We start from the raw sequence: 12,549 nt of genomic DNA, 5'->3' as shown, positions 1-12,549 counted from the left end.
GCCGCTGGCTATCGTTTAACCAGATTGGCAAGAATGCGCTCATGCACCTGTTGGCACTTGCGTAGATCCTCTTCAGCGATCCCGGCGAACAGCTCCTCCCGAACCTGGGTGGAGATCGCCTCGATTTTCTGGATCAGTGGGCGGGCCGGTGTGCCCAGGGTGATGAGCTTGGCCCGTCGATCTCCGGGAGCCGGCTTGCGGTGCACCAAGCCTTGGGCCTCGAGGCCATCCAGCAGCCTTGCGAGCGTCGGCCCCTCGACCGCTACGCTTTGTGCCAACTCGCGCTGGGTCGGGTCATGGTCGAATCGGGCCAGATGCAGCAGAACCAACCACCGAGCCTGCGATAAGCCGAGATCTGCGAGCCGACGATCCAGCTCGGCGCGCCAGCCACGCGAAAGTTGCGCCAACTGCATGGCGAAGCGGTGTTGGTCTGGGTACATGGAAAGGTTTTCCCGCAATTACTAATTATTAGCGAGCTAATCACAGCTCCAGAATGCTGGCAAGGCTACTATCGGCGCAAGAACGTAACCGAGAATTGCACCACCCCGCTCCGGGTGCATAGCAAGGGCGAGCGTAAGTAAACGCCGCCCGCCGAGGGACAAGACGTGAAGCGCGGTTCAGAGCTCGAATTCGGCTTGCAGCGATGCCCGGACACAGAACAGAACGGCTTCGGGAACACGTCCGGCAAAGTGCTCGGAGATTGCCGCAACGGGCGGTAGCTCGCCTTCACCATCGAGGAAGGCTTCCTGAATCTCTCCAAGCAGTTGCTCTGGCAGATCCAGGGCCTGTTCCAGGCTGAGCTGCTGCTGCCCAATCGCTTCGGCGAGCATGGCGTACACATTCTTCTCGCTGCAATCGAGCTGACGCGCGATCTGCGCCGGCGTCATGCCGGCGCGAGCCAGTGTGATCAGCTCGTGGCGAATATCGGCAGGCGACCTGGCGACAGTCACCCTGCCTTGCAGAACTTCCAGGAACGCCTGGCCGTAGCGTTCCAGCTTGCGCGCACCGACGCCGCTGATGCGCGCCATATCGCTAAGGGAACCCGGCTGGCTGCGGAGCATTTCCAACAGGGTTGCGTCCGGGAAAATCACATAGGGCGGTACGCCATGTTCTTCAGCCAGTTTACGGCGCAGCATGCGCAACGCCTCCCAGGTTTCACGCTCCTCGCTACGCACCAGCTGACTCGCGGCGCTGACGGCTGATTTCGGCGCTTTGGTAGCCAGCTCGCGGCGCAGCTCCAAGGTCACCTCGCCGCGCAGTAAGGCTCGGCAGCTATCGCTGAGCCGCAGCCCTCCGAAACCCTCCAGATCGACATCCGCCAAACCGCGGGCAACCAACTGGCGATAAAGCGAGCGCCACTCCCCCTCCGATAACGCTTTGCCAACGCCGAACACCGACAGATGCTGATGCCCGAGACTGCGAACTTTCTCGTTGTCGCGGCCCAGCAGAATATCGACCAGATGACCTACGCCGTAGCGCTGTCCGCTGCGGTAGATGGCCGACAGCGCCTGGCGCGCCGGTTCGGTAGCATCCCAGGTCTGTACCCCGTCGACACAGTTGTCGCAATGGCCGCAAGGCTCCGGCATCTGCTCGTCGAAATAGGCCAGCAGAACCTGGCGACGGCAGCGGGTTTCCTCGCACAGCGAGAGCATGGCGTCGAGCTTATGCTGCTCGATCCGCTTGTGCCGCTCGTCACCTTCAGAGTTGTTAAGCATCTGTTTGAGGAAGATGACGTCCTGCAGGCCGTACGCCATCCAGGCATCGGCGGGCAGACCATCGCGACCCGCGCGTCCGGTTTCCTGGTAATAGGCTTCCAGCGACTTGGGCAAGTCCAGGTGGGTGACGAAACGCACGTTGGGCTTGTCGATGCCCATGCCGAAGGCGATGGTCGCCACCATGATCAGGCCTTCTTCGTTCAAGAAGCGCTTTTGATGAAAAGCCCGCAGATCATTCGGCAGCCCCGCGTGGTAGGGCAGCGCCGGAAAACCCTGCTCGGTCAGGAAAGCAGCGATGTCATCGACCTTCTTGCGCGACATGCAATAGATAATGCCGGCATCACCGCGACGCTCAGCCAGGAACGCCATCAACTGCTTACGCGGCTGCTCCTTTGGCACGATGCGATAGAAAATGTTGGGACGATCGAAACTGGAAAGGAAACGTTCGGCGCTCTCCAGATGCAGCCGCTGGACGATCTCTTCGCGCGTCCGCTTGTCAGCCGTGGCGGTAAGCGCGATGCGCGGGACGCTGGGGAAAAACTCGGCAAGCTGCCCGAGCTGTAGATACTCGGGACGGAAATCATGCCCCCACTGCGAGACGCAATGGGCCTCATCGATGGCAAACAGACCGATCTGCAGGCGCTCCAGAAAAGCCAGCATGCGCGGCTGAACCAGCCGTTCAGGCGCGAGATAGAGCATCTTTATTTCGTTGCGCCGCAGACGATCGGCAATGTCGCGCTGCTGTTCGGCCGTCAGTGTCGAATTGAGCGCAGCCGCCGCAACGCCAAGCTCCTCGAGCGTGGCCACCTGATCATCCATCAGCGCAATCAGCGGCGACACCACGACAGCCAGCCCATCACGCAGCAATGCTGGTACCTGATAGCAGAGCGACTTGCCGCCACCCGTGGGCATCAGAACCAGCGCGTCGCCGCCGCCGGCTACGCGCTGGATGACCGCACCTTGGTTACCGCGGAATGCGTCATAGCCGAAAACGTCTTTTAGAATGCGCTGTGCCTGATCGAGCATGCCGGTCTCCGAAACAAGACGCGCGAGTATACGCGACCCGAGCGCCGGGTTCAGGCGGAACACTGCGACGACGCGATAGCCGGACGGCCAGCGTCATTACCGCGGAACTCCGTACGGATTTTTCTATCTGTCGAAGACGAACGGGCTGAAAAACTGACACAGTCACCGCAGCGTTCGAGCGCGCGGTAGCCGGGGACTCCCAGCTCGTCTAGAATCACCGCTGTCTTCTATCCAAGGTAGTCATCGATGTCATTCGCCGAGCAACTCGCCCGCCTGCAAGTGTTTCTGGATGCAGATGATCTGCACGAAGAGGCGCTGGATTACATCGCCGCGCACGGCTACCTGACCGCGTTGTGCATTTGTTCGGAGCAGGTACCCGAGCGTGAGTGGATCGACGCGCTGTTCGCCGAGCCGCCCAAATACGCCGACGACACCGAACGCGAAGCGATCGAGGCCACGCTGATCCAGCTCAAGGCGCACATCGCCCGCCAGTTGGCCAGCGACGAAGACATGGAGCTACCATGTGACTTGGACCTGGGTGACGAGCCGGATGAATCCGATATGCGCGGCTGGTGTATTGGATTCATGGAAGGCGTGTTCATGCGCGAATCGGTGTGGTTCGAGGATTCCGAAGAAGAGGTCAGCGAGCTTCTGTTGCCGATTATGGTCGGTTCCGGGTTGTTCGATGAGCAACCGGAGTTCAGCGACATCGCAGCAGACCGCGACCTGGTTGACGAAATGGTTGCGCAGATTCCGGAAATCCTCACTGCGCTGTATCTGATCTGTCACGCACCCGAAGAGAAGCCGGCGCTTCTCAAACCGCGCAAGCACTGACACACGGATTCTCTCTTGGCCCACCGCGATATCCCGACGTATCGCAATCCGGTAGTGCGTTATGCGCTGCTGGTGGTCGGCTGGCTAAGCGTCGCGCTCGGCGTCATCGGCATCTTCCTGCCGATTCTGCCCACCACGCCCTTCCTTCTGCTCGCCGCCGCCTGCTTCGTGCGCAGCTCACAGCGTTTCTACGACTGGCTGGTGACGCATCCACGGCTTGGCCCGTGGTTCCGAGATTATCTGGAAGGCAATGGCGTCCCGCTCAAGGGCAAGGTCTATGCAATCGTGACGATGTGGCTGAGCATCAGCCTGTCCTGCTGGCTGGTGCCCTTGCTCTGGGCCCGCATCGCCATGCTGTTCACCGCGACTCTGGTGACCTTGTACATCCTTCGCCTAAAAACCCTTCCGCCGCGCTAATTCACTACTTTGTACACTCAGCATTCGTGGCCACCGCCGTGATTGCGCTGAAAAACCTCGTCGCCCATGGCCTCGATCTGAGCGTTGATCATGACCTCGAAGGGTCTTAGCAATGCGTCGTATCGCCCCGCGCCTTCCAGCGTGTTCAACGCAGCCACTATCGCTTCAAGCGTGGACAACGCACCAGGCATCGGAGCCTTGCGCAACCGGTAACGCGATGTCAGCCCCTCTGGAAGCGCCACCCGAGGCAGGTCGGCCAGCAGATGATTGAGATGCAGCAGCTTGCGGGCCTTGCGCCAGGTTCCATCCGGAACGATCAGCCGTAACGGCTTCGATTCTTGCGCCAATTCTGCAAGTGGCACGGCATGCTCGTCTGGAAACAGCAGATAGTTTTCAACGCCATCATTGAGCGGCAGCCCATCGAATATCTCTCCGATTCGCAGTTCGGCATTGACCAAACCAAGCGCTGCGAGCCGCGCCGTATTCAGCGCATGTCCGGCTTCGCTCGGGTGTTGCAGAATCAGAACGTTGGTTCTGCTGACAAGCGATGGGATCGAGGCGCAGAGACAGTGACTCAGAGGACGCTGACAACGCGAGCATTGCGGACGGGGCATGGTTTCTCCTGGACAGAGAGCGAAGTCTGCCATATCCGGCAGGAGTACAACGGTCGACTAAGCTAGTCGCGACTGTCGACACCGAGAGGCTCCACCGATGATTACCCTGCACCATCTGGATAATTCCCGCTCGCAGCGCGTGCTCTGGCTGCTGGAAGAATTGCAGCTGCCTTATGAAATCAAGCGCTACGCCAGGGACCCGCAGACCATGCTGGCTCCGGCCGAATTGAAGAAGGTGCATCCCTTGGGTAAGTCGCCGGTCATCACGGACGGCGAGCTGACGCTAGCCGAGTCGGCGGTCATCCTCGAATACCTCGTCGAGCGCTATGGCCAGGGGCGATTGGCCCCACCTGCAGACTCGCCGGAAAATCTTCGCTTTCGTTACTGGATGCACTACGCCGAGGGTTCGGCGATGCCTCCACTACTGCTCAAGCTGGTATTCGATCGCATTGCCAACGGGCCTATGCCAATTGTCATACGGCCGGTGGCCCGAGCTATCGCCAAAGGCGCCGACAAGGCCTTTATCGGCCCGCAGCTAAAGCTCCATCTGGATTATATGGAGGGCGAACTGGAGAGAAGCCAATGGTTCGCAGGGGAAGAATTCACTGTTGCGGATATTCAGATGAGCTTCCCGCTGGAAGCTGCCAAAGCCCGCGCCGGACTTGATGTCAGCCGCCCGAGGCTGAACGCGTTTTTACACCGGATACGTGACCGCCCCGCTTATCAGCGAGCCGTAGAACGGGGTGGTCCGGTAATGCCCGGGCACTGAGCAATCAGGGCCCGGCGTCTCAACGATTCAGCGTCTTGGCGTCGCTGAATCGCTTCGCTGGGCGCGGACCGGAATCGGTTGCAGCCGAGGCGGATCGATGAAGCCAAGCGCCACTGCCAGATTCCAGTACACACTGCTGAGCCACGCTTTCATGATGAACCCTCCTGCTTGTAACGGGTCTTGGTGGAGCCATGGGCTTCGTAGTCAGCATACCCCAAGAGTTGCACTGTCGCTTGCGGCAGATGTTGCAGGTTGTGGCCGCCGTGCCCTTCTTTCGGCTCTATAAAATGCGACCCGGACTATCTACAGGCGTTCACCGCACCGCGCGACTCACTGGGTGGCTTTCAGCCTACGTCTGTACGGGAAGACATCGATCACCTTGCCGTCGCTTATCGCTTGCTGCAAACCTTTCCAGTAATTGGCGTCATACAGTTCGCCGTGCAGCTTGGCGAATAGCCGGCGCTGATGGATATCGGCGAACAGAAAGCGCGGAAATTCCTCTGGAAATACGTCGTTCGGACCGACCGAATACCAAGGCTCGGATGACATTTCGTCTTCGGGGTAACGCGCCTCGGGGATGTAGCGAAAGTTGACCTCGGTTAGAAAGCAGATCTCATCGTAGTCATAAAACACCACGCGGCCATGACGGGTCACGCCGAAGTTCTTCAACAGCATGTCCCCGGGAAAGATATTGGCCGCAGCGAGCTGCTTGATCGCCAGGCCGTAATCATCCAGCGCTTCGTGGATTTGCTGCCCGCTGGCGTTCTCCACGTAGATATTCAGGGGAGTCATCCGCCGCTCGGTCCAGCAGTGCCGTACCAGCACCGTATCGCCTTGAACCTCGACCGTTGAGGGCGCAACCTCCAGCAGTTCTGCCAGGCAGTCGGGCTCGAACTTCGATTTGGGAAAGCGGAAATCGGCAAACTCCTGCGTATCGGCCATGCGCCCTACCCGATCGACGCTCTTAACCAGCCGGTACTTCTCGATCACCGTTGCGCGACTGACGTTCTTGGCGTGGGAAAACCGATCCTTGATGATCTTGAACACCGTATTGAAGCCCGGCAGCGTGAATACGCTCATCACCATACCGCGCACTCCCGGCGCCATGATGAAGCGGTCATCCGTGGTTGCCAGGTGGTTGATCAATGCGCGGTAAAACTCCGATTTGCCATGCTTGTAGAAACCGATGGACGTATAGAGCTCGGCGATGTGCTTACCCGGCATGATGCGCTTGAGGAAACTGATGAAATCCGCCGGAATCGGCACATCAACCATGAAATAGGAGCGCGTAAAGGAAAAGATGATCGAGACTTCCGCCTCGTCAGTAATCAGCACATCGGCCACAATACCCGCGCCGTCATGGTTCAGCAGCGGTATAACGAGTGGCCACTGTTCATCGCAGGTGAAGATACGCCCGATCAGGTAGGCACCTTTGTTGCGATACAGTACCGAACAGAACAGTTCCGTCGTGAGCTCTGGATCCTTGCATACCCAGTCCGGCAAGGACGTCTGCAGCTGCGCCTCGAGCCTTTGCAGATCCCCACTCAGGTCGGCGTATGGCACAGCGAAAGCAAAGTCATCGAAGATCTGCGCGAGCATGCCGTGCAAGTCACCGCCGGGCTGATACCGGCGCGTCTGCGTCATCCGCTCATGGGCACGGTTCACAGGCCGAGTGCTATGGATGAACATGGTGCTGTCGCTGATACAGTCATGGCTGAACAGCGTGCAGAAAATCGAGTTGTACCAGGTCTCGGACAACTCATCGTCGAAGCGCGGATTGATCTGATCGATATAGGCACTTTTCACCCGAGGCCAGCGCTGCACATCCAACAGCACTTCCTCGTCAAACGCCGAGCGCAGGGCAGTCGCCGTTTCACCGACCTTTTGCTCATACAGATTGATGCGGGCCGCCGATGCCCGCTGGGCTTCCAGCCACTGTGCCTGCTCGAAGCGAGACCTTGCCCCCTCGGTAATCAAGCGAAAGTGCTCACGGTAGTCATCGAAACCCTGAAGGATCTGCCGGGCAATCTCGATATCCTCTGACATATCATCCATTTTGATTGGCCTCGCTACGGCGGAAGCCCGAGCTTAGCCAGTGGCTGATCGCAATGAAAGATGTCACAAGGCGATGGGACGCTGTTTAAGAGCGTGGTCCGACTTGCCAGATAGGCAGCACTCGCCAACACTCCGATGTCAATATCCGGAGCTCTCCCCATGCGCCCTTCAGACCTCCTGCGCCTTCTCGGTCTCGCTGCCATTTGGGGCGCCAGCTTTCTATTCATGAGGATCATCGCTCCCGAACTCGGAACGTTCCCCACCGCATTTTTCCGTGTGTTGTTCGCGTGCGTTGGCCTTTTAGCGATCCTGATGCTGATGCGGATTCGCTGGGATTTTCGCGGCAGGTTGAAGCTGTGTCTGGTCCTGGGAATGATCAATTCCGGCGTCCCTTTCGCGCTCTACGCACTGGCAGCGCAATTTCTGCCAACCGGCTATTCCGCGATTTTCAACGCGACTACACCGATGATGGGTGTGCTCATCGGTGCATTGTTTTTTGCCGAAGCGCTAACGGTCGAGAAAATAATCGGCGTGCTGTTCGGGCTGGGCGGCGTGGCGCTGTTGACCCGTACCGGCCCCGTGGCGTTCGATGCACAGCTGCTGATTGGCGCACTTGCGTGTCTCGGCGCAACGGCATGTTATGGGTTCGGGGGGTTCCTGACCCGGCGCTGGATCAACCAGCACGGCGGACTGAGCAGCGAATTGGTGGCTTTCGGCAGTCAGGCGGGAGCGGTGCTGTGTCTGCTGCCTCTGTTTGCCATATCGCTGCTGACATCGCCACCGGTTTCCTGGGGCGATGGCACGGTCTGGCTTAGCCTGCTCGGGCTCGGTATCGGCTGTACGGCGTTCGCCTATATTCTTTACTTTCGACTGCTCGCTGATATCGGCCCGGTTCGTACCCTGACGGTGACCTTTATCATTCCACCGTTCGGTGTGCTTTGGGGCGCACTGTTTCTAGGTGAGCCGTTGGATTGGGCCTATGTGTACGGCGGCGCACTGATCGCCGTTGCGCTCTGGCTTGTGCTCAAGCAGGCGCCGACCGCGACGGTGGCGACGCCGGTCCCCGAAACGACTGGCGACGACCCAAAGCTTGCTGGAATACCAGAACGAGCCCAAACACGCGCAAGGTCATGCCGATCAGACTGAACGTAACCAGCCGGTTTCCGTTACGACGCTCCCCTGAGGTACCACCAAGAACAGGCTGGTTAGTCGGTTCTTCAGGGCAAGAGGCTGCCGACAAGCCTCCTTTTTAGCTGCCCGTTCTCTCAATAATGCTGAAATGACTTTCGGCAACGCGGTAGATGTTGTATACATTCAGATATAATTTTTACCAATTTATGTATACAATATGAAAACGCCCCTTACAGCTCGCGGCAGCACGCCAGCGAGCACCAACAACCAAGATGGGAGTTATATGGCAAACACCAAGTACTACGCACCCACCGGGGGCCACCCAGCGCAGACCGAGCTGCTGACCGACCGTGCGATGTTCACCGAGGCCTACGCCATCATCCCTAAAGGTGTGATGCGCGACATCGTCACAAGCCACCTGCCCTTCTGGGACAACATGCGCATGTGGGTTCTGTCCCGCCCGCTGTCCGGCTTCGCGGAGACCTTCTCCCAGTACATCGTGGAACTGGCAGAAGGAGGCGGCAGTGACCAGCCCGAGCAAGACCCTAACGCCGAAGGCGTGCTGTTCGTAGTCGATGGTGAATTCACTCTGACCCTCGAAGGCACCAAGCACACCATGCGTCCGGGTAGCTATGCCTTCATCCCGCCAGCCTCCGAATGGAGTCTGCGCAACAACAACGCCTCCCCTGCGCGCTTCCACTGGATCCGCAAGTACTACCAGGCGGTCAAAGGGCTACCTCACCCCGAAGCCTTTGTGACCAACGAGCAGGATATCGAGCCGATAGCGATGCCGGGCACCGACGGCAAGTGGGTCACCACCCGATTCGTCGACATGAGCGACATGCGTCATGACATGCACGTAAACATCGTGACCTTCGAGCCCGGTGCAGTGATCCCCTTTGCTGAAACTCACGTCATGGAACACGGCCTGTATGTACTCGAAGGAAAAGCCGTTTATCGCTTGAACCAGGATTGGGTTGAAGTGGAAGCTGGCGACTACATGTGGCTGCGCGCTTTCTGCCCGCAGGCTTGCTACTCGGGCGGCCCCGGCAAGTTCCGTTATCTTCTCTATAAGGACGTGAACCGTCACATGGATCTGGGCAAGTACAATCACCGGTCCTAGCCTTAGCATCGAACGCCCTCGCGCCTTTTGGTGTCGAGGGCGTTTCAATTCAGGCCCAACTATGCGCACTGCACTATTCGGCACCATTCACGAATCACATGGCGTGCGGCATTGATTTGGTTGTTCATGGCCAGCACGTGTTACTTCTGCCGCAGTTTTCGACAGTATCCATCGCCGCATTCTTCTTCCAGCCAATCAGCATAAAGCCAACGCCCCGGCACCCTGGGGGAGCGACGAGCTCTCTCTCTGCATGCTCGGCTTCCGCAGCGGCAGCTTGAGGCTGGCCAGGCGATCGGCTTCCAGTTCGCATCACGATCATGGAACGACTCGACCGGCTCCTGCTGACCTTTCTCGGTGTGTTCGGCGTGCACCGTATGTATCAGGCAAATGGATTACTGGCCTGATCTACCTGTGCACTGGCGGGCAGCCGCGTCTAGTATCCAGCGGCGGAACGCGGCGACCTTTGGCCGATCGTGTCGGGCTTCGGGGTAGACCAGGTAGTAGGCGAAATCCTCCAGCAACGAGACCTGCGCAACCTTAACGAGCTGCCCCTGCGCGAGTTCAGAAGCCACCATGGCTGCGGGCAACAACCCGACTCCCTGACCTGCCAGCACGGCCTTGACCAGCAAGCCTGAGTCGTCGAAGGACGGTCCTCGGAGCGCACCGATCTCCTCTACACCTTGCGATTGGAACCAGCGATGCCAGGCCCTGCGCTCCGCATCATGCACCTGTGGCCAACGTGTCAGGTCGGCTGGCGATGCCGGCTGACCCATTCGGCCCACGAGTTGCGGGGCCGCCACCGGAACGACCTCCACTGCTAGCACGTGGTGGCTCGCCAGGCCCGGATAGACGCCAAGCCCGTGACGGATAGCGACATCCACGCTATCACGGGAAAAATCGACCAGCTGATTGTTGGTAACCACCCGCAGATCGATCTCCGGATTGTCGTCTTGAAACTGCATCAGACGCGGCACGAGCCAGGCGGACGCGAAAAATGAAGTCACGCTCACCGTCAGTATTCCCGTCTCCACAGCGCTCGAGATGCGATTGGAGGCTTCGGTTATTTGCCTGAAGGCGTTGCGTACCGGCGGCAGGTAAGCCTGCCCGATATCGGTCAGGAAGATGCCCCGATTTACTCGATTGAACAACTTGACGCCCAGGTTGAGTTCGAGCGCCTTGACCAACTGGCTCACGGCGCCTGGTGTCACGCAGAGTTCTTCGGCGGCGTTCTTCACGGACAGGTGCCGTGCCGTGGCTTCGAACGCACGGAGCGCGTTCAGTGGTGGCATCTTACGCTCGATCATTTAGCTCACCTAAATCGAAATCGACAGAAATACTCGTTTGCGCGTGATTTCGCGCGAGGTCACTATTTTCTCAGCTTAGTCATCCTGATGCGATCCAGACAGCACGTGATCAAGCATATTTTTGCCTTTGGTGGAGATGAATACATGACTATCCAATCGACAGAGCTGCATTACCTTGAACTGACCCAGCTGGCGGCTCGCATCAGATCGCGCCAGATATCGCCGGTCACGGTCGTGCAGGCGCAGCTGGACCGAATTGCAACCATGGACGGGAATCTCTGCAGCTATGCACTTGTAACGGCGGATCTAGCCCTGTCCCAAGCTGAGGCAGCTGAAACAGAGATCGCGGCGGGCCGATACCGCGGGCCACTACATGGCATTCCGATCGCAGTGAAAGACTTGTTCTGGACCAAGGGCATCCCGACGGCAGCAGGCATGCCGATACACCAACAAAATCGGCCAACCGAGGATGCAACTGTGGTGCGACGCCTCAAGGAGGCCGGCGCCGTCTTGCTGGGCAAGCTTCAACTAACCGAAGGTGCTTACTCCGATCACCACCCTTTGATCGCATCGCCCAAGAACCCATGGAATGCCGATTTCTGGCCTGGCATCTCGTCCAGCGGTCCAGGCTCGGCTACGGCTGCGGGGCTGTGCTACGGAGCGCTTGCTTCCGATACGGGTGGCTCGATCCGTTGGCCCTCGGCCGCTAATGGTGTGACAGGGCTGAAACCCACCTGGGGGCGCGTCAGCCGTTACGGCGTGTTCGAGCTTGCCGCAAGCCTCGACCATGTAGGCCCCATGGCACGGAGTGCCGAAGACATCGCCGCGCTGTTAGCCGTCATCGCCGGTCACGATCCGCAGGACCCTACCGCCATACCCGAACCGGTCCCCGATTACATGGCTGCTGTCGGCCAAGGCATCCGGGGCGTACGCATAGGCATGGACACCGTGTGGAACAGCAGCGATGTCCACCCCACTGTTCAACAGGCACTATCGGAAGCGCTGGAGGTATTCCGCGCGCTCGGCGCGCATATCGTTGAAGTCACCTTTCCCGATGTCGAGCAGGCGGTTGCAGACTGGTATCCCATTTGTTCGGTGGAGACGGCCGTCGCGCACCAGGCCACTTACCCTGCGCGCAAGAGCGAATACGGCCCGGTGCTAGCGTCCGTTATCGAAGCAGGCCGCGGTCTGTCCGGCATCGATTATCAAAAGGCACTGCTGCGCCGGCTGAATTTCCGTGGAAGCGTCGCCACCTTCTTCGGCGCCGTTGATTTGCTGCTCACGCCGGTACATCCCTTCGCACCACTGAGCCTCGATGCGATACAGACATTGGGCGAACAACCCGAACTGATCGCCAGACTGCAGCGCTATACCTGCCCATTCAACCTGACCGGAAACCCCACCGTCACCCTACCCGGTGGCTTTACCGACTCGGGCTTACCCATCGGGCTCCAACTCGTCTCTGCCCATCTCGGTGAGGCAATGCTCCTGCGAGCCGGCGCCGCCTTTCAGAACGCTACATCCTGGCATTGCCGCCACCCGCTGGCCTAAAGGGGGTTCC

The 12,549-nt window shown here is 59.2% G+C and carries 12 protein-coding genes and 1 pseudogene; 7 read left to right on the top strand and 6 right to left on the bottom strand.

Annotated features, from left to right (window positions below):
- Nucleotides 1-8 precede the first annotated feature (8 nt).
- Both DQ405_RS14320 and recQ read right to left on the bottom strand, forming a co-directional pair.
- On the bottom strand, nt 9-440 hold the full coding sequence (locus DQ405_RS14320) for a MarR family transcriptional regulator (RefSeq protein ID WP_168424834.1): 432 nt from the start codon (nt 438-440) through the stop codon (nt 9-11).
- A 177-nt stretch (nt 441-617) separates the two neighbouring features.
- Nucleotides 618-2,741, bottom strand: a complete 2,124-nt coding sequence (gene recQ, locus DQ405_RS14315; RefSeq protein WP_168424833.1) for a DNA helicase RecQ — start codon at nt 2,739-2,741, stop codon at nt 618-620.
- Nucleotides 2,742-2,987: 246 nt separating this feature from the next.
- Between recQ and DQ405_RS14310 the strand changes: the two genes are divergently transcribed.
- Nucleotides 2,988-3,575: a UPF0149 family protein gene (locus tag DQ405_RS14310; protein WP_168424832.1), complete on the top strand. Its 588-nt coding sequence runs from the start codon at nt 2,988-2,990 to the stop codon at nt 3,573-3,575.
- Between the two features lie 15 nt (nt 3,576-3,590).
- On the top strand, nt 3,591-3,992 hold the full coding sequence (locus DQ405_RS14305; RefSeq protein ID WP_168424831.1) for a YbaN family protein: 402 nt from the start codon (nt 3,591-3,593) through the stop codon (nt 3,990-3,992).
- A gap of 17 nt (nt 3,993-4,009) precedes the next feature.
- Here DQ405_RS14305 and DQ405_RS14300 read toward each other — a convergent pair whose 3' ends face one another.
- Nucleotides 4,010-4,606: a tRNA-uridine aminocarboxypropyltransferase gene (locus DQ405_RS14300; protein ID WP_168424830.1), complete on the bottom strand. Its 597-nt coding sequence runs from the start codon at nt 4,604-4,606 to the stop codon at nt 4,010-4,012.
- A 97-nt stretch (nt 4,607-4,703) separates the two neighbouring features.
- Between DQ405_RS14300 and DQ405_RS14295 the strand changes: the two genes are divergently transcribed.
- Entirely contained in the window at nt 4,704-5,375 is a 672-nt protein-coding gene (locus tag DQ405_RS14295) for a glutathione S-transferase family protein (protein ID WP_168424829.1), read from the top strand.
- A 27-nt stretch (nt 5,376-5,402) separates the two neighbouring features.
- Here DQ405_RS14295 and DQ405_RS28100 read toward each other — a convergent pair whose 3' ends face one another.
- Nucleotides 5,403-5,528 (bottom strand): PA1414 family protein, encoded by a 126-nt coding sequence (locus DQ405_RS28100; protein ID WP_274597418.1) that lies wholly within the window; start codon nt 5,526-5,528, stop codon nt 5,403-5,405.
- Between the two features lie 177 nt (nt 5,529-5,705).
- Nucleotides 5,706-7,430, bottom strand: coding sequence for a bifunctional isocitrate dehydrogenase kinase/phosphatase (aceK, locus tag DQ405_RS14290; RefSeq protein WP_168424828.1), 1,725 nt, complete (start codon nt 7,428-7,430; stop codon nt 5,706-5,708).
- 159 nt (nt 7,431-7,589) lie between these two features.
- Here aceK and DQ405_RS14285 point away from each other — a divergent pair, with 159 nt between their 5' ends.
- The 3 genes and pseudogenes from DQ405_RS14285 to DQ405_RS14275 form a co-directional block, all read left to right on the top strand.
- Nucleotides 7,590-8,576 carry a DMT family transporter gene (locus DQ405_RS14285; RefSeq protein WP_241730002.1) on the top strand — a complete coding sequence of 329 codons (987 nt, stop codon included), beginning with the start codon at nt 7,590-7,592 and terminating at the stop codon, nt 8,574-8,576.
- A gap of 268 nt (nt 8,577-8,844) precedes the next feature.
- Complete coding sequence (locus tag DQ405_RS14280) at nt 8,845-9,684, top strand: bifunctional allantoicase/(S)-ureidoglycine aminohydrolase (RefSeq protein WP_168424827.1); 840 nt, start codon at nt 8,845-8,847, stop codon at nt 9,682-9,684.
- Between the two features lie 335 nt (nt 9,685-10,019).
- Nucleotides 10,020-10,108, top strand: a pseudogene (locus tag DQ405_RS14275) (NINE protein); the annotation flags it as partial.
- On the opposite strand, the gene gcvA reads toward DQ405_RS14275, so the two are convergent.
- Complete coding sequence (gcvA, locus tag DQ405_RS14270; protein ID WP_241730003.1) at nt 10,077-10,973, bottom strand: transcriptional regulator GcvA; 897 nt, start codon at nt 10,971-10,973, stop codon at nt 10,077-10,079. The pseudogene DQ405_RS14275 and the gene gcvA overlap by 32 nt on opposite strands.
- 159 nt (nt 10,974-11,132) lie before the next feature.
- Between gcvA and DQ405_RS14265 the strand changes: the two genes are divergently transcribed.
- On the top strand, nt 11,133-12,539 hold the full coding sequence (locus DQ405_RS14265; RefSeq protein ID WP_168424826.1) for an amidase: 1,407 nt from the start codon (nt 11,133-11,135) through the stop codon (nt 12,537-12,539).
- The last annotated feature ends 10 nt before the right edge of the window (nt 12,540-12,549 follow it).

It is taken from the genome of Pseudomonas sp. SST3 (assembly GCF_003325755.1).
This window is presented reverse-complemented; position numbering and strand designations above follow the sequence as displayed.